Raw genomic sequence first — 20,405 nt, 5'->3', positions numbered from 1 at the left:
TTTTGTCTTAATCAAATTATCAATCTGTTATCACATTGCTCTAGCTGTCATCCCCATCCCTTGCTCAAACGCGAGATGACCCACCACGCGCCCTTCCAGTGGCGCGTTGAGGTTGTCGGGGCAATTTAGGCAGGCTGCTTACGGTACCCCATTCATCTGGCGATCAATGTCATTTTTTCGCTTAGGTTTTATGCGCCCTTTCCAGTTAATGATGCCTGAAATTAACCCTTTCCCGCGCCAGTATTCATTGATCACAGTCACATTGTGCCGGGCCAGCCGGGCCGGAAGCCGATCGGGATCACCCTTTTATGTTAAAGAAATGATAAAAATAATTTAGCTTTAATATCATCTCTATGTGCATGGTTAATCAAAACAACGGGTTAACTATTAACACGCTAAGTAATTCCATAAATTATTACCTTGCTTACTCACAATTGAATAACTTTTTGCCAATAAGAGGGCTGTTATTTTGCTGACCATACTGGGTTTTACGATGGTTGTTTGTTTCATGTATTTAATCATGACCAAACGCATGTCAGCGCTGATAGCGCTAATTCTTATTCCCACACTCTTCGCCCTGATAGGGGGATTTTACCAGGGTCTGGGCGCCATGATGCTCAATGGTGTGAAAACGCTGGCGCCAACGGGCGTGATGCTTACCTTCTCTATCCTCTACTTCGGCCTGATGATCGATGCGGGTCTGTTTGACCCCCTGGTGCGGTTTATTTTGAAAATCGTACGTGGCGATCCGCTCAAGGTCCTCGTCGGGACGGCCGTGTTAACGTTGCTGGTCTCACTGGATGGTGACAGCTCAACGACTTATATGATCGCGATTGCCGCGTTTCTTCCTCTTTACCGCAAGCTGGGTATGAACGTGCTGGCAATGACCTGTCTGGTTAACCTTGCAAGCGGTATCATGAACCTTTCTCCCTGGGGCGGCCCGACGGCCCGTGCGGCGGCGGCATTGCGCATTGACGCACTGGACATTTTCATTCCCATGCTGCCGGCCATTTTTATCGCCTGCGTGGCCCTTGTCGGCCTGGCGTTTCTGTTTGGCCTGCAGGAACGTAAGCGCCTAGGGGTCATGAGCATCAACGATCACCATCTGGATAATATTGAGCTGGGCCTGGGCGATGCGGAAGAGTGCGCGGCGAATCGTCGACCCAAAATGTTCTGGCCAAACTTTATTCTCACCACAGTGCTGCTGGTTTTATTGGTTATTGGCGCGATGCCTATCCAGATTCTGTTTATGCTGGCCTTCGCGATTGCGGTAATGCTGAATTACCCTACGCTGGAAGAGCAAAAGGCGCGTATTGGTTCCCATGCCAGTAATGTGCTGGCCGTCACAGCCCTGATTTTTGCCGCAGGTATTTTTACCGGCATCCTTTCCGGAACCGGCATGGTGGATGCCATGGCGAAGAGCCTGTTGGCGTTTATCCCCCACAGCTTTGGCCCCTATCTCGCGGTATTTACCGCATTAATCAGCCTGCCTTTTACCTTTTTTATGTCCAACGATGCCTTCTACTTTGGTATCCTGCCGGTCATTGCCCAAACGGCGGCCAGCTATGGGATTTCTGCTGAGGAAATTGCCCGCGCGTCGATTGTGGGTCAGCCTTTCCACCTGCTCAGCCCGCTGGTTCCATCGGTTTATCTCCTGGTCGGTCTGGCGAAAGTCGATATTGGTGACCACCAGCGTTTTGCCATTAAGTGGGGAATTTTAATCAGTCTGGTGCTAATGGCCGGGGGATTAATCACCGGCGCGTTTCCACTGTTCCACCGCTAAACCGGCTCGGATCACCTCTCTCTGACAGCAAAAAGCCGCAACGATCAGGTTGCGGCTTTTTTATTTATACGGCGCTTCAGCTCAGCCTGATATCAGGTCGCGTTGCGTTTGCTGCCCGGATTACGACGCGCAGGTCTGCCACTGGTCTGGCTGTGGCGTTTAACAGCACGACGGATCTGGTTGGCTTTGGTGCGGCGGCGATCTTTTTCGACAGCCAGCTTGGTGACGGTCTCATCGTCCATTCCCACCATATTGCGCAGGTAATTAACAGCAGGGAGGTCAAGCTCCATCCAGCCACCGCGTGGTACCCCTTTTGGCAACGTGATATCGCCATAGCGAACACGCATCAGTCGACTCACCTGAACGCCCACCGCTTCCCACAAACGACGAACCTCCCGGTTGCGTCCTTCGGTCAGGGTGACGTTATACCACTGGTTAATCCCTTCTCCCCCGGCAAAGCGCAGCGTTTTGAATGCCGCAGGGCCATCTTCAAGCTGCACACCTTTACTGAGCTGACGAATTTTGTCGTCATCAACCTGACCAAACACGCGCACCGCATATTCACGTTCAACTTCACGGCTGGGGTGCATCAGGCGGTTAGCCAGTTCACCATCCGTTGTGAACAGCATCAATCCACAGGTATTGACGTCAAGGCGACCTACGGCAATCCAGCGCGAACCGCGCAGGCGCGGCAGTCGATCAAAGACTGTTGGGCGCCCTTCCGGATCGCTGCGGGTACAAAGTTCACCTTCAGGTTTGTAATAGGCCAGAACACGGCAGACTTCTGTTGCTGATTCAGCAATCGACACCAGATGACCGTCAATACGGATCTTCAGGGCTTTGCTGTTTTCGATACGATCGCCGAGGGTGGCCAGCTTGCCGTCAACGCTCACGCGCCCGGCAGCAATCATCGCTTCAATTTCACGACGCGAGCCATGACCGGCACGCGCTAAGACTTTTTGTAACTTTTCGCTCATGGAGCTACCTCATTGTCGCCTTCCCAGGCGTCGGATGGATTAGGAATTTAACCTTAAAAATCAATGGTTTATATTTTCCTGTTGGCCCCATTATACAGGATGTCCCTCTTAATGTAACCCGTATTATGGCATTGTCCTGATGCGCGCCGTAGGTAAATAAAAATCAGCACGAAAACAGATGAAACCACCCGCTCGTCTGTTACGCATCAACGCGGCTAAAGGCAAAGAATGCGAAGCCTGCCCTTCATTATAATAATCAAAATGTCGTCGTTGAAGCCGGGCTCCCGCCACCTCTTGTCTGCCTTTTTATCAGAAAGGTACCGCCTAAAATCCTTAACATCGTGTCGTCTGGATTCACGGCTGTCCGCGCGCTTTTCTGTAACAGGTTCCCGGCAGGGATTTAATTGTGCCCAAGGCAAAATGTAACGTTCTGTTACTTAATTTTATCTAATATTTTTCAGGTGAGCGACTATAAAACTTCACGCGTCCTTTTTTTTAAAAATGTTTTTGAAACAGATTTGTATTTAAAGATTTCTGTACTATAAATTTACCGTCAAAAATTCAAGCAATTCGCTAACGGCTTCCAGGGCGACAACAAAGGGTCTATGAGGAAGATAATTTAGCGCCCACATTTAATTTGGGTTAAATAAAAAACGGGCAAAACCTCACTTAACTCAAATAAAGGTGTGGCCATTTAGCCTGTACAGGTATGCGCAAGATCCAACCTTTCGTGCCGGGCAGTTACGTTTTTTAACTTGTAATACAACAGCATCTGCACAAAAAAGTTATACATAAATAAAAAAAACTGTACAATTTTAATTATTGTCCGATAATAGCTTAGTGCTGACCTGTTTGGGTTGGCCTGCTGCTCATGTAATCGCATTGTCAATAAAGAAAAAGTTAATTAAAAAATTGGGCTATTACGAATTTCAGCCGATAACCCTTATACGACCTTTTTGGCAGTCTTATTCTACGAACTTTACAGGCTTCGATATCTTTATCGTGGCAGTGTGAAAAGACAGCTAACTGGTTGTTATTGAATATTTATAAACCGGCGCATCAGGAATCGTGCGTTAATATGGCTCACGATGAGCTTTAATTTGCATGTCTTGAATCTTCACCAGGGATTTTACTGACATGCTCACCTGAAGACATCAATATGCAAAAACAGTTTTTAAGCATGGCGCTGATGACACTGGCGCTAAGCGGTTGTTCTGTGGGTCACACTGAGTACAGCCGTACAGCAATGCAACACGTGGATATGAGTGTGACAGGCATCCCTACCATTCTCGGTTTAGGGACGCTGGGCACCAGCATTCCGTTGACGCCTGACTACAGCCTGACTGCCGCGCACGTGGCTAAATTTGCCGTGCAGCGCGTGAAGGCCTACCACCCTTATTGCGACCTTGCGATTATTTATCACAAGAATCCCCCTGATACGCTGACCCAGTTCCGCAGCACCGATATTGGTGATGCAGTGAAAATGTACGGATACAGCTATATCTCCGCCATGCCGGTGGAGTCGAAAGGGGTCAACCTGGCGCGCACAGCCATTCGTAATACCTGGAATAAGAGCCCTTGTATCGCGATGGCGTCTAACGCCGGTGTGGTTCAGGGCATGTCCGGTGGCGGTGTTTACAACAGTGATGATACGCTGGGCGGGGTTATCGTAGGTTATTCAGATGCCATTAAAAATGGCCGCAGTGGAAAAGTGATATTAAAAGACGTGTCACTGTATATCCCTTACGGCCAGTTTAAAAACTGGTTACAGGCGACCCTTCCGGCCACCCGTAAAACCTGAGTGTATTACAGAAAAGGCGTAACATCCCCCACACCTTCACGGACGACTTCAGGTGCATCGCTGGTCAGATCGATGACGGTGGTGGGCTGCTGTCCTAGCGTGCCACCGTCAATAATTAAATCGACCAGTTTGCCAATGCTGTGTTGAATATCTTCCGGATCGGATTCCGTAAAGTCATTACCCGGCAGAATTAACGAGGTGGACATCATTGGCTCGTTGAGCGCCTCAAGCAGCGCGAGCGCGACCGGATTTGAAGGTACGCGTAATCCAATCGTTTTACGCTTATCATTCATCAGACGACGCGGCACTTCTTTCGTCGCCTTGAGGATAAAGGTGTAGTTACCCGGGGTGTTATTTTTAAGCAGCCGGAAGGCGCTATTACCGACCTGAGAATAGACCGACAGCTCAGATAAATCACGGCACATCAGGGTGAAGTTGTGATGGCCATCCAGCTGACGGATGCGACAAATTCGCTCCATCGCCCCTTTCTCTTCCAGCCGACACCCCAGGGCATAACCTGAATCCGTCGGGTAGACAATAACGCCACCTTTATTCAGGTACTCTACCGCCTGATTAATCAGGCGCGGTTGCGGATTATCTGGATGAATATGAAACAGTTGACTCATAGAAACCTCTTATCCCCTTTCCGTACATTCGACTGCGGGTGCCAGCGCGGGAAAACGTTCCCACACCGGTTCAACCCCCGCGGGCAGCCACAATTTGCGGCCAAGTTCGATCCACGGGCAGGGTTGATGAAAATCAGAACCTTGCGATGCTGCCAGGCCGTTGTCTCGGGCATATTGCGCTAAGGTCGCACGCTCATCAGGTGCCTGCTGGCACTGCGCCACTTCGATAGCATCCCCCTCTGCGGCGCTAAAAAACGCGACCAGGCGCTTTAGCCATTTTGCCGATAATCCATACCGTCCCGGATGTGCCAGCACGGCACATCCGCCAGAATGGTGAATAGCATCAATAGCTTGATTAATTGTACACCATAGGGGCGGGACGTAGCCGGTTTTGCCTCGTGCCAGATAATTTTTAAATACCTGGGCCATATTGTTGGCCTTTCCCACCTCAACCAGGTAGCGGGCAAAATGGCCACGCGTAATCATTCCGCCATCAGCCAAACGCATAGCCCCTGCCAGCGCATCCGGGATCTGGGCCTTTTCAAGCCGTTCAGCAATGCGATGTGCGCGTTCCAGCCGCGTCGCATACTGACCGGCAAGGAACTGAGTCATGACCGGATGCTGAATATCAATATTGAGGCCGACGATATGAATTTCATGGTTTTCCCACAGCGTGGAAATTTCAACACCGGCTAAAACGCTAATGGGCAGTTGCTGCTCCTGTACGGTCTGCTGCGCCTCGGTCACGCCCGCAACGGTGTCGTGATCGGTAATGGCGAGCACCCCGACGCGCATGTCAACCGCGCGCTCAACCAGCGCCTGCGGCGACAAAAAGCCGTCTGAAGCCCGTGTATGACTATGAAGATCGTAAAGCGGAAAACGGGCGATATCGCTCAAAACAACTCCTGCTGGCTACTGCTCGGGTCAGCATCATAACGATTTTATCGGTCACTGAAAAAGTGTATTGACATTTTTGTCACGAACCAGTTAACTAGTACACAAGTTCACCGCAGACGGGTATTTGTTCATGAAAACTGTTATTACGCTTTTGATGGGTTGGTGGCGCAATGTTTCCCAGTACGGGCGACGTTGTCGTGCACACCTTGCGTAAACACTGTGCAGATACCTGAGCCCGCCACCGAGCGGGCTTTTTTTTGGACGATATTCAGAGAAATCATCATGCTTAATGCAAAACCTACAGTGAAGTTAATTACCAGCAGCGCGCCCTATCGCGAAGATCCTGCCGCGGTGTTTCACCAGTTATGCGGTGCGCGTCCGGCCACCCTGTTACTCGAATCGGCGGACATCGACAGCAAAGAAAACTTACAAAGCCTGATGATTGTCGACAGCGCCCTGCGCATTACCGCGTTGGGCAATCGCGTCACCTTTCAGGCGCTGTCTGACAATGGCAGGGCTCTGCTGCCGCTGCTGGATGACGCGTTACCCTCTGACATTCTGAATGAGCCGCGTCCTGACGGACGTGTTCTGACCTTTACTGCGCCTCAGGATCAGCAGGATGAAGATTCCCGCTTGCGCGCCCTGTCGGTATTTGATGCCCTGCGTCTGCTCCCGCAGTTGGTGAATTCACCCAGTGAAGAGCGTGAAGCCGTGTTTGTTGGCGGGCTGTTCGCCTATGACCTGGTCGCAGGCTTCGAAGATTTACCCGAACTCAGCAGCGAGCAACGCTGCCCCGACTACTGCTTCTATCTGGCGGAAACGCTACTGGTGCTGGATCACCAGGCGCGCAGCGCACGCCTGCAGGCCAGTCTGTTCAGCGCTTCTACCCCTGAATTTCAGCGTCTGCAGCGCCGTATTGAGCAACTGCATGGTCAGATGTTACAGCCTGCGCCGGTATTGCCGGTTCAGCCTGTCGAAACCATGACGCTGACCACCAGCCAGAGTGATGAAGAGTATTGTGATGTGGTGCGCAAAATGCAGGAAGCCATTCGCGTTGGCGAAATCTTCCAGGTTGTGCCCTCAAGGCGCTTTTCGCTGCCCTGCCCCTCTGCGCTGGCGGCTTACGACACGCTGAAACGCAGTAATCCAAGTCCTTATATGTTCTTTATGCAGGACCAGGACTTTTCACTGTTTGGTGCCTCGCCTGAAAGTTCGCTGAAGTACGATGCCGCTTCACGTCAGATTGAAATTTACCCCATAGCCGGTACGCGTCCACGTGGTCGTCACGCCGACGGCTCCCTGGATCGCGATCTCGACAGCCGTATTGAGCTGGAAATGCGCACGGACCACAAAGAGCTGGCGGAGCACCTGATGCTGGTCGATCTGGCGCGTAATGATTTGGCCCGTATCTGTCGCCCCGGCAGCCGCTATGTTGCCGATCTGACCAAAGTGGACCGCTACTCTTTTGTTATGCATCTGGTCTCACGCGTCGTCGGCACGCTGCGCGATGATCTTGATGTGCTACATGCCTACCGCGCCTGCATGAACATGGGCACCCTTAGCGGCGCGCCAAAAGTCAGAGCGATGCAGTTGATTGCCGAAGCTGAGGGCACCCGTCGTGGCATCTATGGCGGCGCAGTGGGCTATTTCACCGCTAACGGTGATTTAGACACCTGTATCGTGATCCGCTCAGCCTATGTAGAAGACGGCGTGGCAACGGTGCAGGCCGGGGCCGGTGTAGTACTGGATTCGAACCCGCAGGCCGAAGCGGACGAAAGCCGTAACAAAGCCCGCGCGGTGTTGCGCGCAATTGCCACTGCTCATCACTGCAAGGAGATTTTCTGATGGCTGACATCCTGCTACTGGATAACATCGACTCTTTTACCTACAACCTCGTCGATCAGCTGCGCACCTTCGGGCATAACGTGGTGGTTTATCGCAATACGATGCCGGCGTCGCTGTTGCTGGACCGACTGCACAGCATGAATAATCCGGTGCTGATGCTCTCTCCCGGACCCGGCGCACCCAAAGATGCGGGCTGTATGCCAGCGTTGCTGCGTGAGGTTCGCGGAAAGCTGCCGGTGATTGGTATCTGCCTTGGGCATCAGGCAATTGTTGAAACCTACGGCGGCCACGTCGGCCAGGCGGGCGAAATTCTGCATGGTAAAGCCTCCGCCATCAGTCATGACGGTGAAGCGATGTTTGCCGGGCTCAGCAATCCTCTTCCCGTTGCACGTTATCACTCACTGGTTGGCAGTAATACACCCGACGAGTTAACAGTGAATGCCAGCTATAACGGCATGGTGATGGCGGTCCGTCACGAGAAAGATCGCGTTTGCGGGTTCCAGTTTCATCCGGAATCCATTTTAACCACGCAGGGCGCACGTCTGCTTGAACAGACGCTGGCCTGGGCGCTGGCGAAGTAACAGGGAGCAAGGTATGAATACGATTCTGGAAAAACTTTACCAGTCGCACATCCTGACGCAAGACGAGAGTCATCAGTTGTTTAGCGCCATCATCACCGGTCAGCTTGAATCTACTCAGCTGGCCGCCGCGCTGATTGCTATGAAGGTGCGTGGCGAAAACCCCGAGGAAATTGCCGGGGCGGCCTGTGCCTTACTGGAAGATGCTAAACCCTTTCCTCGCCCGAATTACGCTTTTGCCGATATTGTCGGCACCGGTGGCGATGGCAGTAACAGCATTAACATTTCCACCGCCAGCGCGTTTGTCGCAGCAACCTGCGGCCTGAAGGTGGCGAAACACGGAAATCGCAGCGTATCCAGCAAATCAGGTTCTTCCGATCTGCTGGCGGCGTTCGGCATCGATCTTGATATGCCCGCGGCGCGGGCACGCAAAGCGCTGGACGATCTTAATGTCTGCTTCCTGTTTGCCCCCCAGTACCATACGGGCTTTCGTCATGCCATGCCGGTGCGCCAACAGCTGAAAACCCGCACGCTGTTTAACGTGCTGGGGCCGCTGATTAATCCTGCACGTCCGCCGCTGGCCGTAATTGGGGTTTACAGCCCCGAGCTGGTGTTGCCCATCGCGCAGACGCTAAAAGTTCTGGGTTACCAGCGCGCGGCAGTGGTGCACGGGGGCGGAATGGATGAGGTGGCCCTTCACGACGTGACCCATGTAGCGGAGCTGCGTGAAGGTGAGATTACCCGCTATCAGCTGGCACCAGAGGATTTCGGCTTCGGCTTCCATCCTAAAGAGGCGCTGGCCGGCGGCACGCCCGAAGAAAACCGTGACATTCTGACACGTTTACTCCAGGGTAATGGCGAGCAGGCCCACGAGGAGGCGGTTGCCGTCAACGTGGCGATGCTGCTCAAAGTGTTTGGTAATGAAGATCTCCGTGAAAATGCACAGCGTGCGCTCAATGCCATCCGTAGCGGTCAGGCTTATGAGCGCGTGGTGGCTCTGGCAGCAAGAGGATAATCATGCAGGGTACAGTGTTAGATAAAATCGTGAAAGACAAAGCCGTTTGGGTTGAGGCGCGTAAGCAGCAGCAACCTCTGGAGAGTTTCCAGCAGCGAGTGACGCTTTCCAGCCGTAGTTTTTATGACGCACTGCAGGGCACCCGCACTGCCTTTATTCTGGAATGCAAAAAAGCCTCTCCATCCAAAGGGCTGATTCGTGATGATTTTGATCCTGAGATGATAGCCGGGGTTTATCGCCACTATGCCTCTGCCGTTTCCGTATTAACGGACGAGAAATACTTTCAGGGTGACTTCGCCTTTTTGCCCGTCGTCAGCGCGGCCATTACGCAGCCGGTCCTGTGCAAAGATTTTATTATCGATCCGTATCAAATTTATCTGGCGCGTTACTACCAGGCGGATGCCATCCTGCTGATGCTCTCGGTGGTTGACGACGAGCAGTATCGCCAGCTGGCCGCCATTGCGCACAGCCTGCAGATGGGCGTCCTGACTGAAGTCAGTAACGAGCAGGAGCTGGAACGCGCAATTGCGCTGGAAGCCAAAGTGGTCGGCATCAACAACCGTGACTTACGCGATCTCTCCATCGACCTTAACCGGACCCGTGAACTGGCCCCGCGCCTGGGCCCCGGCGTCACCGTAATTAGCGAGTCGGGCATCAACAACTACCGGGATGTCCGCGAGTTAAGTCATTTTGCGAATGGTTTCCTCATCGGCTCTGCGCTAATGGAAGAAGAGGATCTTCATGCCGCCGTGCGCCGCGTCACTCTGGGCAGCAATAAAGTCTGCGGTCTGACCCGTCCTGAGGACGCCTGCGCGGCCTGCGAGGCAGGTGCCATTTTTGGTGGTTTGATCTTTGTTGAAGGTTCGCCGCGTCAGGTTGATACCGCGCGCGCGCGCGCGGTCATGGCTGGCGCACCGCTGAAGTATGTTGGCGTGTTCCGCGATGCCGCCATAAGTGACATTGTCACAAAGGTAGAGGCGTTACAGCTGAGTGCCGTGCAGCTGCATGGCGATGAAAATCCAGCCTATGTGGCTGAGCTTTATCAGGCGCTACCAGAAAACGTGCAAATCTGGAAAGCGCTCAGCATCCAGACGTCCCTGCCCGAACGTCGCTGGCCCCATGTTGACCGCTATGTCTTCGATAACGGCAACGGTGGCTCGGGCCAGACATTTGACTGGTCGCTGCTAAAAGGACAGGACCTGAAGAACGTTCTGCTGGCAGGAGGACTGAGCGCTGACAACTGCGTCGAAGCCGCTCAGTTAGGCTGTGCAGGACTGGATTTCAATTCAGGCGTGGAAAGCGAGCCGGGTATTAAAGACGCCAGCAAAATTGCCTCGGTATTCCGGACGCTTCGCGCCTACTGATTGATCTGGCCCGTGTGTTGACGGGCCAAAAAAAAGGATAGCAAAACATGACCTTACTTAATCCCTATTTCGGCGACTTCGGCGGCATGTATGTGCCGCAGATTTTGATGCCGGCCTTGAAACAGTTAGAAGAAGCGTTTGTCAGCGCGCAAAAAGATCCGGAATTCCAGGCTGAATTTACCGACCTGCTGAAAAATTATGCTGGCCGCCCCACAGCCTTAACCCTGTGCAGTAATCTGACCAAAGGGTCAAAAACCCGCCTGTACTTAAAGCGCGAAGACCTGTTGCACGGCGGCGCGCACAAGACCAACCAGGTGTTAGGGCAGGCGCTGCTGGCTAAGCGCATGGGCAAAAACGAAATCATTGCCGAAACCGGTGCAGGCCAGCATGGCGTCGCCTCTGCCCTTGCCTGCGCGCTGCTGGGCATGAAATGTCGCATCTATATGGGCGCCAAAGACGTAGAGCGGCAGTCGCCGAACGTCTTTCGTATGCGCCTGATGGGCGCCGAGGTCATCCCGGTGCACAGCGGCTCTGCCACGCTGAAAGATGCCTGCAACGAAGCGCTGCGCGACTGGTCAGGCAGTTATGAAACCGCTCACTATATGCTGGGTACCGCTGCCGGTCCGCACCCGTTCCCGACGATTGTGCGTGAGTTTCAGCGCATGATTGGTGAAGAGACCAAAAAGCAGATTCTGGAAAAGGAAGGTCGCCTGCCGGATGCCGTGATCGCCTGCGTCGGCGGGGGCTCCAACGCCATCGGTATGTTTGCCGACTTTATCGACGAAGAGAAGGTAAAGCTGATTGGTGTTGAACCAGCCGGACACGGGATTGAAAGCGGCGAACACGGTGCGCCACTGAAGCACGGCCGCGTCGGCATTTACTTCGGTATGAAAGCCCCGATGATGCAGACTGACGAAGGGCAGATTGAAGAGTCATACTCAATTTCCGCCGGACTCGACTTTCCTTCCGTCGGTCCTCAGCACGCTCACCTCAACAGTATTGGTCGGGCTGACTATGTTTCGGTAACCGACAATGAAGCGCTTGCTGCCTTTAAAACGCTGTGCCGCGCCGAAGGTATCATTCCTGCCCTGGAGTCGGCGCACGCGCTGGCCCACGCGCTGAGAATGATTAAGGCAGAACCCGAGAAAGAGCAGTTAATTGTCGTCAACCTTTCGGGTCGCGGTGATAAAGATATCTTCACCGTCCACGATATTCTGACTGCGCAGGGAGAAATCTGATGGAACGTTACGATCGACTGTTTTCACGTCTGGCAGAGAAGAAAGAAGGTGCACTGGTCCCTTTCGTTACGCTGGGCGATCCGTCACCCGAAATGTCATTACGAATCATTGATGCGCTGGTAGAAGGTGGTGCAGATGCGCTTGAACTGGGTATTCCCTTTTCAGATCCGCTAGCGGATGGTCCGACAATTCAAAGCGCAACGCTGCGCGCCTTTGCTGCGGGCACTACCACAGCTCAGTGCTTTGAAATACTTGCTGCCATCCGTCATAAGTACCCCGAATTACCCATCGGCTTACTCATGTACGCCAACCTTGTGTTCAGCAACGGCATTGATGAATTTTATGCCCGCTGTGCCCAGGCCGGGGTTGATTCGGTTCTCGTGGCAGATGTGCCCGTGGAAGAATCTGCGCCGTTCCGTCAGGCCGCTATGCGTCACGGGATTGCGCCCATTTTCATTTGCCCTCCCAACGCCAGCGATGAACTCCTCCGTGAAATTGCCTCTTACGGCCGCGGTTATACCTATCTGCTGTCACGCGCTGGGGTGACCGGTACCGAGAAGCGGGCCAGCCTGCCGCTGGACCACCTGATTGCAAAATTACGGGAATATCATGCAGCGCCGCCGCTGCAGGGCTTTGGCATTTCTGAACCCTCGCAGGTTAAAGAGTCTCTCGGTGCGGGCTCCGCCGGTGCGATCTCGGGTTCGGCCGTGGTTAAAATCATTGAACAACATCAGGCAGAACCCGAAGTGATGCTGGATGCCCTGAGAACCTTTATTGGTAGCCTCAAAGCCGCCACCCGCTAATCCGCCTCATGCCTTACCGCCCGGTAAGGCATGATTTCCCTGTTTTTTTTCATTCCCGGTTTGCTAATTTCGGATTTTCTGCACCACAATTAACAGGCGCCGTTATGGTAACGTCGCATCCAATTTGTGACAGGGAGAGAAGCAATGAAATGGTTTAAAGTGCTGGCAAGTGCCATGGTCGCGGCTGTTGTTGCATTAACACTGAGCGCCTGTGCGCCAACGCCAACTAAAGAAGGCACCGGCGGTTATATCGATGACACCGTCATCACCACGAAAGTAAAAGCAGAACTGTTAAAAGATGAGTCGCTGAAATCGACTGAAATCAACGTTGAAACCTTTAAGGGTAAAGTGCAGCTCAGCGGTTTTGTCAGCTCCCCGCAGATGGCTAACCATGCCGTACAGGTTACCCGCAGCGTGGCAGGCGTAAGATCCGTCGTTAATAACATGCAAATTAAGTAACGTCGGTTAAAAATGTAGGGCCACGTTGACGTGGCCCTTTTTTTTATCAGAATCGATAACCTGCGCCAAAGAAGAACACCCAGGGATCCACGCGCATATGGATATTCTGCTGCTGGTCGCCCGCTTTGAATTTTACCTGCGTATCAATATCCATGTACCACAAGGAAGCGTTGAGCATCCAGTCACGGTTGATCTGGTAATCCAGCCCCACCTGCCCGGCAACGCCCCACGAATCCTTCAGGCTGAGATCGCTCAAGCCCGCATCCCGTCCGGTCTGGTTAAAATCGGCATCATAGAAGGTGGTGTAGTTAACGCCGATGCCCACATAGGGACGTACCTGACTCTGGCTGTCAAAAAAGTAGTACTGTGCCATCAGCGTGGGCGGCAGCTGACGTACCGTCGCCAGGGTACCGGTTGGGCCCAGCCCGACTTTATGACGAAACGGCGTGGCGGCCAGAAGTTCAACCCCGATATTATCAGTGGCCATATAGGTAAAGGTTAAGCCCAGTTGAGTGTCGTTGCTTGCGCTAAACGACCCCATTCCCAGCACGTTGTCAGAGCCTTCGGTGGGTCGGACTGTGGCACTTCCTGCACGGACAAAGAAATCGCCCGCCTGATGAGCCAACGCAAATTGCGGTAATGCAAGCGCCAGCAGCATGGCGCATTTAGCCAGTTTCATATTCACTCCTGTGAGAAATTGAATGCCTGCACTGAATCATTTTTTTGTCCGCACAGATTTAGCGCGATTCATTGTCAATTGCATCTAAATCAACTCGGAAAAATGATTTAAAAAACAATGAATTGATTCAAATCAATTTTGCCTGCTCTGGTGGCCGCTAAATATCCCTTGCCGAAACCGTCACGCCGCATTACTTTGCTGATCTCCCCAGACTGTTTTGCTTCGATGCCTCAGAGGTGGCGGGCGATCAAATGAACGATACTCTCAACCCTTGTATTAGCTGTGGTGCCTGTTGTGCCCATTTTCGCGTCTCTTTTTACTGGGCAGAAGCCGATGACGCCGGGGGGCTGGTGCCCACGGAATTAACAGAGCCCCTGAGTCTGTTAATGCGGAATATGCGCGGCACGAACGATCGCACACCGCGCTGTGTCGCGCTCAAGGGCGATATTGGCGGCTGTGTTTCGTGCAGTATCTATGAAAACCGGCCTTCGCCCTGCCGTGAGTTTGAGATGTCCGGAGAACAGGGGATATGGAACGAAGGCTGCGATCGGGCCAGAGCGCGCTTTGGCCTTCCCGCACTTTTTCACCCATCTTTACCTGATATGACAGAAAGTTATCGGGCTGCGGGTGCCAGCGAGCCGTCAGAACATGTACAATCGCCGGGTTAATTAACCCGGTTCTATCAAGGAGAGTACATGTCTATCACGGCAAGCTCGTTATACCGTGACACTGGAAATTTTTTTCGTCATCAATTGCTCACCCTGGTGCTGATGTCGCTGCTGACCGCGTTTGTCACGGTCATGCTGTTACACGTTCTGACGCCCGGTGAAGATCAAATGGCGATATTGCAGCAAGGCGAAATTAGCAGTACTTCGCTGTTCGATATGGTGCAGAGCATGTCACCCGAACAGCAACAGGTGCTGCTGCGCGCTTCTGCAGCGGGAACGTTTGCGGGACTGGTGGGGAATACGCTGTTGTTGGGCGGTATGCTGTGCCTGATTCCGTTGGTTTCCTCAGGCCAACGCGTAAGTGCGCTGCGAGCGATTGGCGCCTCTGCACCCTTGCTGCCAAAGCTACTGCTGCTGACGTTTCTCGTTACCCTGGTGGCGCAGCTGGGCTTTATGGTACTGGTGGTTCCGGGCGTATTGCTGACCATTGTGCTGTCGCTGTCGCCAATCATTCTGGCGAGTGAAAAACTCGGCGTTATCGCCGCAATGCGCGCCAGCATGCGAATGGCCTGGAAAAACGTGAAGCTGATTGCCCCTGCCATTATCGTATGGTTACTGGCTAAGCTCGCCGTGATGTTTTTCTTTACCTCATTAACCCTGTTACCCATGAATGTTTCGACGGTAATTTTCACCGCCATCGGTAACCTGGTTTCGACCCTGTTGGTGATTTATTTGTACCGGCTTTATATGCTGTTACGTTGATTGTCCGTGCGCCTTCCGGCGCACCGACAGACCATGCAGCCTTAACTGGAATGACTATGAAGCAGCTACTCGACTTTCTCCCCCTTGTGGTTTTCTTTATTTTTTATAAGTTTTACGACATTTTTGTGGCGTCGGGCGCGCTGGTTGTCGCGACCGGACTGGCGCTGATCGCGAGCTGGGTGCTGTATCGCAAGCTTGAGAAAATGACGATTTTCACCTTCGTTCTGGTGGCGGTCTTCGGCACGCTGACGCTGGTTTTCCATAATGATGAATTTATTAAGTGGAAAGTCACCGTCATCTATACCCTGTTTGCGCTGGCGCTATTGTTCAGCCAGTGGTTCATGAAACAGCCGTTAATACAGACCATGCTGGGTAAAGAGCTGGAGCTGCCTGACCACGTCTGGCGAAATCTCAACATTGCCTGGGCGCTGTTTTTCTTTATCTGTGGCCTGGCAAACATATATGTTGCGTTTTGGTTACCTCAGTCAGTCTGGGTTAACTTCAAAGTGTTTGGACTGACCGGCCTTACGCTGCTGTTTACGCTGCTGAGCGGCGTCTATATCTGGCGTAAGATGCCGCAACAAGAACAAAAATAAACCTGTTGTCCGCTCAGGCGGGCAACGTCTCTCTCGGACTTAAGAAACCAGAGCAATGGACGATAAACATAAATTGCCCAAGGGCGAAATGGTAATGCGCACCCTGGCGATGCCAGCGGATACAAATGCTAACGGCGATATCTTCGGTGGCTGGTTAATGTCACAGATGGATATGGGTGGCGCGATCCAGGCTAAAGAGATAGCTGAAGGCCGCGTCGTCACCGTACGCGTTGATGGTATGACCTTCTTAAAACCCGTCGCAGTGGGCGATGTCGTCAGTTGCTATGCGCACTGCATCCGCACCGGCAACAGCTCAATGACGATCAACGTTCAGGTATGGATCAAGAAGGTGTCATCTGAACCTATCGGGCAGACGTATTGTGCTACCGAAGCCGTGTTTATTTACGTCGCGGTGGACAACGAGGGGCATCCTCGCCAGCTGCCAGCAGGACGGGATAACCAGTCCTACCCTGACTGATAACAGGCTTTTGGTGCTGAATCTGCCCTGCAGATAACGACGTGTTACCGTGAGCGACGCGCAGGTTGCGATCGCTCACGGCGCCATAAGCGCGCTTCAGACAGCCTTTCTCCGGCTATTCGATGCTGGCCCCGCCGTTAATTTTGAATACGATATTCATCGTCAGGCCGCTGCCCGGTTTTCCACTCTGGTAACGCCACGTTCGCATGGCCTGCTTAACGGTACGTTCGAACATATTGCGCGGTTCGGCAGAAAGGATTTCGATATTATCGACCCGGCCGTCACTGTCTACATCAAATTTTACCCTGACGCGTCCTTCAATGCGCAAAGCCGCCGCCCGTGGCGGATAAGACGGCTTGCTGATAGTTAGCGCTTTGGGCCCGGAAGAAACACGTTGCGTGGGTGCTGCCGACGGCGTACTTTTCGGCGCGGTAGTCGGCTTGCTTTGGGTGGCGGCCGTATCATGGCTGAACGGATTGGCCTGCGGTTTCACGTCCTGACGCGGTTTCACTTCGCGCTTAGGTTGTTCACGCTTAGGCTCGTGACGGGGCTTAGGCTTTGGCTTAGGTTCAGGCTTAGGGATCGGCACCGGTTCAGCTTTTGGCGGCTCAGGCGCAGGTTGAGGCTCCGGCGCGGGTTCCGGTTCTGGCTGAGGCGTCGGTTGCGGCGCGGGTTGGGCGATTGCAGGTTCTGGCTGAACGGCCGGTGCAACCATCGTCACGCTAATCGGCTGTGATGCTTTAGGTAATTCAATGGTCTGATGAAAAGACGCATAAAGAACACCCGCAATGACTGCACCGTGCAGTGCAACAGACAAGATCATGGCGACAGGCGTGCGTTTCGGTAAGGGCATAGTCAGCGTGGTCATAGCAATCGCAGTAGTGAAATCAAGTCACGATTTTAAATGCAAATAGCAATCAGTTTCAATAACCTCCTTGTTTTGCGGCTAAAAAAGCCTGTTTAGCCCAATATGCTGCAGAGGTCATTGACGCAAGGTTTCGTTTGCACTCTACTTAACTATCCCTTACCGTGTTGCCAAATTTAAGAGTTAATGGGAGCGCCCAATTGCTTTACGTCATTTATGCTGAAGATAACGCCGATTCTCTGGAAAAACGCAACGCCGTGCGCCCCGCTCACCTGGCACGTCTGAAGCTGTTACATGAAGAAGGTCGGTTAATCGTCGCTGGTCCTATGCCTGCGGTCGACAGTAACGATCCGGGCGTTGCGGGCTTTACCGGTTCCACCGTCGTTGCCGAATTCCCGTCGCTGGAAACGGCGCAGGCCTGGGCTGCAGACGACCCCTACATCGCCGCCGGGGTTTACAAGCAGGTTAGCGTTAAGCCGTTTAAGCGCGTCTTCTGATTTAACTCCTCAGCCAAAAAAAGAGCTTCCGGGCAGCCGCTCAGAAGCTTTTTTTTCGAGATGATATTTTATGCAATCGATTATTATCACCCTGTTGCTGGTGATTATGCTGTTGGTAGGTGCGGCGCTTTATCTGTGGCGAAAACACGGCTGGCGGAATAAAAAGCACCTGATCGTCATGCTGATCGTCCTGGCCGCTGCGGTACAGCTGGTGAACGTCAAGTTATTGATGACCGGGCATTAATGTTTCAGCCGCGCCGGGCGGCTGATCGATTACAGATTTTGCGTGATAAACAGAATTGAACGACGCTGCTGCTGCGCCAGTTGATGGCGAATTCCGTGAATCCGTTTATAGCGACGTGACTGCCCCTCGAGCCAGCGTGAACGTCTGCGCTGTACCTGACGTAACATTCTCCAGCGGGCCACTTCGTTTCTGCTGCGTCTCATCACTTCCTCTCTTGCATCAAACTCACGCGCACGCATTATAAAGATCTCTGAGCGAATGCCAAATCGGATCTCTCATCGAAATGCCGCTATTATTAAGGGTTTCGCTCCCCCTCATCTCCACGTAAACTTCTCTGACTCAAGCGCGAACAGGATGTCCACTTAATGACCACGTTTTACACGCTTATCAGTTGGTTGCTGTTGTTTGGTTACTGGTTACTGATTGCCGGGATCACGCTGCGCATCCTGATGAAGCGACGGGCCGTTACCTCAGCGATGGCATGGCTGCTGATTATCTTTATTCTGCCGCTGGTTGGCATCATCGCGTATTTGTCCTTTGGCGAATTACATTTGGGCAAGCGCCGCGCTGAACGTGCACGTACCATGTGGCCTTCCACCGCTCGCTGGCTGAATGATTTAAAGAAACGCAGCGAAATTTTTGCGACAGATTACAGCGACGTCGCACGATCGCTGTTTCAACTGTGCAACAACCGCCAGGGCATTGCGGGCGTAAAAGGCAATCAGTTGCAGCTTCTGACCAGCTCTGATGACGTCATGAAAGCCTTGATTCGCGATATCCAGCTGGCTCGCCATAACATCGAGATGGTGTTCTATATCTGGAATCCAGGCGGTCTGGCGGACGAAGTCGCCGAGTCGTTAATGGCCGCGTCACGCCGCGGCGTGCACTGCCGCCTCATGCTGGATTCAGCGGGCAGCGTGGCGTTTTTCAGAAGCGCCTGGGTAGGCATGATGCGCAACGCAGGCATTGACGTCGTCGAGGCGCTCCAGGTGAGCCTGCTGCGCGTATTCCTGCGCCGTATGGACCTGCGTCAGCATCGTAAAATGGTGCTAATCGACAACTATATTGCTTACACCGGCAGCATGAACCTGGTTGATCCGCGCTTTTTTAAACAAGAGGCCGGCGTAGGTCAGTGGGTTGATCTGATGGCGCGCATGGAAGGTCCGGTTTCCACCGCCATGGGGATTGTCTACAGCTGTGACTGGGAAATTGAGACCGGTAAACGTATTTTGCCGCCGCCACCAGACCGCAATATCATGCCGTTTGAACAGGAAAGTGGGCACACGGTGCAGGTTATCGCCTCCGGTCCCGGTTTTCCGGAGGATTTGATTCATCAGGCCCTGCTCACCGCGGTGTATTCAGCGCGCGAGCAGCTTATCATGACCACGCCCTATCTGGTACCGAGTGACGATCTGCTTCATGCCATTTGCACGGCGGCCATGCGGGGCGTTAACGTGAGTCTTGTGGTTCCCCTTCACAATGACTCTTTGCTGGTCGGCTGGGCGAGCCGCGCCTTCTTTGGCGAGCTGCTTGAGGCAGGCGTAAAAATCTACCAGTTTGAAGATGGCCTGCTGCATACCAAAAGCGTGCTGGTGGACGGTCAACTGAGCCTGGTGGGAACCGTTAACCTGGACATGCGTAGCCTGTGGCTGAATTTCGAAATTACCCTGGCTGTCGATGATGCCGGATTCGGCAGCGATTTGGCCTGCGTGCAGGATGACTATATTGCCCGTTCGCGTCTGCTCGATCCCAAACGCTGGGCAAAACGTGCCTGGTGGCAGCGGATTGTCGAACGACTGTTTTACTTCTTCAGCCCTTTACTGTAAAACGAGCGAAATTACGAACTGCCCTTAGATAAACTGGACTGAGCATGGATTTGAACAACCGCCTGACAGATGACGAAACGCTGGAACAGGCCTATGACATTTTTCTTGAACTGGCTGGCGATAATCTTGATCCGGCCGATATCATTCTTTTCAACCTGCAGTTTGAAGAGCGTGGTGGCGCAGAGCTGTTTGACCCTTCCGATGACTGGCAGGATCATGTGGATTTCGATTTAAATCCCGATTTTTTCTCAGAAGTCGTGATCGGTCTGGGCGAAGCGGATGGCGAACCTATTACTGATGTTTTTGCGCGCGTACTGTTGTGTCGCGAAAAAGATCACAAGCTGTGCCATATTTTGTGGCGTGAATAGCGCAAGACATTAAATATAAAGCCGGGCGATTGCCCG

21 protein-coding genes, 1 pseudogene and 1 other annotated feature are annotated in these 20,405 nt (G+C 53.0%); of the genes and pseudogenes, 16 read left to right on the top strand and 6 right to left on the bottom strand.

What is annotated here, in order from left to right; all coding sequences use genetic code 11:
• Positions 1 to 469 precede the first annotated feature (469 nt).
• Complete coding sequence (locus tag GKC68_RS10275; RefSeq protein ID WP_058705684.1) at positions 470 to 1,783, top strand: CitMHS family transporter; 1,314 nt, start codon at positions 470 to 472, stop codon at positions 1,781 to 1,783.
• Between the two features lie 92 nt (positions 1,784 to 1,875).
• Here the strand turns inward: GKC68_RS10275 and rluB are convergent, their stop codons facing one another.
• Complete coding sequence (gene rluB / locus GKC68_RS10270) at positions 1,876 to 2,760, bottom strand: 23S rRNA pseudouridine(2605) synthase RluB (protein ID WP_014593812.1); 885 nt, start codon at positions 2,758 to 2,760, stop codon at positions 1,876 to 1,878.
• A 1,159-nt stretch (positions 2,761 to 3,919) separates the two neighbouring features.
• Here rluB and GKC68_RS10265 point away from each other — a divergent pair.
• Positions 3,920 to 4,561 carry a hypothetical protein gene (locus GKC68_RS10265; RefSeq protein ID WP_028722844.1) on the top strand — a complete coding sequence of 214 codons (642 nt, stop codon included), beginning with the start codon at positions 3,920 to 3,922 and terminating at the stop codon, positions 4,559 to 4,561.
• Between the two features lie 5 nt (positions 4,562 to 4,566).
• Here GKC68_RS10265 and GKC68_RS10260 read toward each other — a convergent pair whose 3' ends face one another.
• Entirely contained in the window at positions 4,567 to 5,187 is a 621-nt protein-coding gene (locus tag GKC68_RS10260) for an L-threonylcarbamoyladenylate synthase (RefSeq protein WP_013025941.1), read from the bottom strand.
• Between the two features lie 9 nt (positions 5,188 to 5,196).
• The gene (locus GKC68_RS10255) at positions 5,197 to 6,084 is read right to left on the bottom strand and encodes a PHP domain-containing protein (RefSeq protein ID WP_047713929.1); all 888 of its coding nucleotides are present in this window, start codon (positions 6,082 to 6,084) and stop codon (positions 5,197 to 5,199) included.
• Between the two features lie 154 nt (positions 6,085 to 6,238).
• Positions 6,239 to 6,343: a sequence feature (Trp leader region), on the top strand.
• Between the two features lie 23 nt (positions 6,344 to 6,366).
• Here GKC68_RS10255 and GKC68_RS10250 point away from each other — a divergent pair.
• The 6 genes and pseudogenes from GKC68_RS10250 to GKC68_RS10225 all read left to right on the top strand — a co-directional run bounded on the left by GKC68_RS10250 (position 6,367) and on the right by GKC68_RS10225 (position 13,386).
• Positions 6,367 to 7,929, top strand: coding sequence for an anthranilate synthase component 1 (locus GKC68_RS10250; RefSeq protein WP_047713928.1), 1,563 nt, complete (start codon positions 6,367 to 6,369; stop codon positions 7,927 to 7,929).
• Positions 7,929 to 9,522, top strand: a pseudogene (gene trpD / locus GKC68_RS10245) (bifunctional anthranilate synthase glutamate amidotransferase component TrpG/anthranilate phosphoribosyltransferase TrpD). The gene GKC68_RS10250 and the pseudogene trpD overlap by 1 nt, the downstream one beginning before the upstream one ends.
• Before the next feature lie 2 nt (positions 9,523 to 9,524).
• Positions 9,525 to 10,886 (top strand): bifunctional indole-3-glycerol-phosphate synthase TrpC/phosphoribosylanthranilate isomerase TrpF, encoded by a 1,362-nt coding sequence (trpCF, locus tag GKC68_RS10240; protein WP_342656796.1) that lies wholly within the window; start codon positions 9,525 to 9,527, stop codon positions 10,884 to 10,886.
• A gap of 47 nt (positions 10,887 to 10,933) precedes the next feature.
• Positions 10,934 to 12,124 (top strand): tryptophan synthase subunit beta, encoded by a 1,191-nt coding sequence (gene trpB / locus GKC68_RS10235; RefSeq protein WP_028722850.1) that lies wholly within the window; start codon positions 10,934 to 10,936, stop codon positions 12,122 to 12,124.
• On the top strand, positions 12,124 to 12,927 hold the full coding sequence (trpA, locus tag GKC68_RS10230) for a tryptophan synthase subunit alpha (RefSeq protein WP_221611901.1): 804 nt from the start codon (positions 12,124 to 12,126) through the stop codon (positions 12,925 to 12,927). The genes trpB and trpA overlap by 1 nt, the downstream gene beginning before the upstream one ends.
• A gap of 144 nt (positions 12,928 to 13,071) precedes the next feature.
• A complete protein-coding gene (locus GKC68_RS10225) occupies positions 13,072 to 13,386 on the top strand; it encodes a BON domain-containing protein (RefSeq protein ID WP_014605729.1) in 315 nt (104 codons plus the stop codon).
• Positions 13,387 to 13,432: 46 nt separating this feature from the next.
• On the opposite strand, the gene ompW is transcribed toward GKC68_RS10225, so the two are convergent.
• Positions 13,433 to 14,065 (bottom strand): outer membrane protein OmpW, encoded by a 633-nt coding sequence (gene ompW, locus GKC68_RS10220; protein WP_015700211.1) that lies wholly within the window; start codon positions 14,063 to 14,065, stop codon positions 13,433 to 13,435.
• Between the two features lie 251 nt (positions 14,066 to 14,316).
• On the opposite strand from ompW, the gene GKC68_RS10215 reads away from it, so the two are divergent.
• From GKC68_RS10215 to yciA, 4 genes are read left to right on the top strand one after another with little or no spacing between them, the layout of a single operon-like run.
• On the top strand, positions 14,317 to 14,733 hold the full coding sequence (locus GKC68_RS10215) for a YkgJ family cysteine cluster protein (RefSeq protein ID WP_342656795.1): 417 nt from the start codon (positions 14,317 to 14,319) through the stop codon (positions 14,731 to 14,733).
• Between the two features lie 27 nt (positions 14,734 to 14,760).
• A complete protein-coding gene (locus tag GKC68_RS10210) occupies positions 14,761 to 15,495 on the top strand; it encodes a YciC family protein (RefSeq protein ID WP_058705680.1) in 735 nt (244 codons plus the stop codon).
• Positions 15,496 to 15,551: 56 nt separating this feature from the next.
• On the top strand, positions 15,552 to 16,091 hold the full coding sequence (locus GKC68_RS10205) for a septation protein A (protein ID WP_342656794.1): 540 nt from the start codon (positions 15,552 to 15,554) through the stop codon (positions 16,089 to 16,091).
• A 55-nt stretch (positions 16,092 to 16,146) separates the two neighbouring features.
• Positions 16,147 to 16,569, top strand: a complete 423-nt coding sequence (yciA, locus tag GKC68_RS10200; RefSeq protein WP_028722854.1) for an acyl-CoA thioester hydrolase YciA — start codon at positions 16,147 to 16,149, stop codon at positions 16,567 to 16,569.
• A gap of 115 nt (positions 16,570 to 16,684) precedes the next feature.
• Here the strand turns inward: yciA and tonB are convergent, their stop codons facing one another.
• On the bottom strand, positions 16,685 to 17,437 hold the full coding sequence (gene tonB, locus GKC68_RS10195; protein ID WP_028722855.1) for a TonB system transport protein TonB: 753 nt from the start codon (positions 17,435 to 17,437) through the stop codon (positions 16,685 to 16,687).
• Between the two features lie 197 nt (positions 17,438 to 17,634).
• Here tonB and GKC68_RS10190 point away from each other — a divergent pair, with 197 nt between their 5' ends.
• Entirely contained in the window at positions 17,635 to 17,931 is a 297-nt protein-coding gene (locus tag GKC68_RS10190) for a YciI family protein (protein ID WP_014605725.1), read from the top strand.
• Positions 17,932 to 18,001: 70 nt separating this feature from the next.
• Entirely contained in the window at positions 18,002 to 18,175 is a 174-nt protein-coding gene (locus tag GKC68_RS10185; RefSeq protein WP_013025956.1) for a hypothetical protein, read from the top strand.
• Between the two features lie 29 nt (positions 18,176 to 18,204).
• Here GKC68_RS10185 and GKC68_RS10180 read toward each other — a convergent pair whose 3' ends face one another.
• Positions 18,205 to 18,378 (bottom strand): YciY family protein, encoded by a 174-nt coding sequence (locus GKC68_RS10180; RefSeq protein ID WP_006119368.1) that lies wholly within the window; start codon positions 18,376 to 18,378, stop codon positions 18,205 to 18,207.
• Positions 18,379 to 18,540: 162 nt separating this feature from the next.
• Here GKC68_RS10180 and cls point away from each other — a divergent pair, with 162 nt between their 5' ends.
• Together cls and GKC68_RS10170 are read left to right on the top strand one after the other, a co-directional pair.
• Entirely contained in the window at positions 18,541 to 20,001 is a 1,461-nt protein-coding gene (gene cls / locus GKC68_RS10175) for a cardiolipin synthase (RefSeq protein WP_028722856.1), read from the top strand.
• 38 nt (positions 20,002 to 20,039) lie between these two features.
• Complete coding sequence (locus GKC68_RS10170) at positions 20,040 to 20,369, top strand: HI1450 family dsDNA-mimic protein (protein WP_196247059.1); 330 nt, start codon at positions 20,040 to 20,042, stop codon at positions 20,367 to 20,369.
• Positions 20,370 to 20,405: the final 36 nt, after the last annotated feature.

The sequence above is a fragment of the Pantoea sp. RSPAM1 genome, from assembly GCF_038816185.1.
GTDB lineage: Bacteria > Pseudomonadota > Gammaproteobacteria > Enterobacterales > Enterobacteriaceae > Pantoea > Pantoea ananatis.
This window is presented reverse-complemented; position numbering and strand designations above follow the sequence as displayed.

Bases quoted from the DNA above. Each gene is read 5' to 3' on its own strand.
- GKC68_RS10225 (WP_014605729.1), top strand. From the start codon at position 13,072: ATGAAATGGTTTAAAGTGCTGGCAAGTGCCATGGTCGCGGCTGTTGTT.
- ompW (WP_015700211.1), bottom strand. From the start codon at position 14,065: ATGAAACTGGCTAAATGCGCCATGCTGCTGGCGCTTGCATTACCGCAA.
- GKC68_RS10265 (WP_028722844.1), top strand. From the start codon at position 3,920: ATGCAAAAACAGTTTTTAAGCATGGCGCTGATGACACTGGCGCTAAGC.
- trpB (WP_028722850.1), top strand. From the start codon at position 10,934: ATGACCTTACTTAATCCCTATTTCGGCGACTTCGGCGGCATGTATGTG.
- yciA (WP_028722854.1), top strand. From the start codon at position 16,147: ATGGACGATAAACATAAATTGCCCAAGGGCGAAATGGTAATGCGCACC.
- GKC68_RS10250 (WP_047713928.1), top strand. From the start codon at position 6,367: ATGCTTAATGCAAAACCTACAGTGAAGTTAATTACCAGCAGCGCGCCC.
- GKC68_RS10210 (WP_058705680.1), top strand. From the start codon at position 14,761: ATGTCTATCACGGCAAGCTCGTTATACCGTGACACTGGAAATTTTTTT.
- rluB (WP_014593812.1), bottom strand. From the start codon at position 2,760: ATGAGCGAAAAGTTACAAAAAGTCTTAGCGCGTGCCGGTCATGGCTCG.
- GKC68_RS10215 (WP_342656795.1), top strand. From the start codon at position 14,317: ATGAACGATACTCTCAACCCTTGTATTAGCTGTGGTGCCTGTTGTGCC.
- GKC68_RS10205 (WP_342656794.1), top strand. From the start codon at position 15,552: ATGAAGCAGCTACTCGACTTTCTCCCCCTTGTGGTTTTCTTTATTTTT.
- GKC68_RS10180 (WP_006119368.1), bottom strand. From the start codon at position 18,378: ATGAGACGCAGCAGAAACGAAGTGGCCCGCTGGAGAATGTTACGTCAG.
- GKC68_RS10260 (WP_013025941.1), bottom strand. From the start codon at position 5,187: ATGAGTCAACTGTTTCATATTCATCCAGATAATCCGCAACCGCGCCTG.
- GKC68_RS10185 (WP_013025956.1), top strand. From the start codon at position 18,002: ATGCAATCGATTATTATCACCCTGTTGCTGGTGATTATGCTGTTGGTA.
- trpA (WP_221611901.1), top strand. From the start codon at position 12,124: ATGGAACGTTACGATCGACTGTTTTCACGTCTGGCAGAGAAGAAAGAA.
- cls (WP_028722856.1), top strand. From the start codon at position 18,541: ATGACCACGTTTTACACGCTTATCAGTTGGTTGCTGTTGTTTGGTTAC.
- tonB (WP_028722855.1), bottom strand. From the start codon at position 17,437: ATGACCACGCTGACTATGCCCTTACCGAAACGCACGCCTGTCGCCATG.
- trpCF (WP_342656796.1), top strand. From the start codon at position 9,525: ATGCAGGGTACAGTGTTAGATAAAATCGTGAAAGACAAAGCCGTTTGG.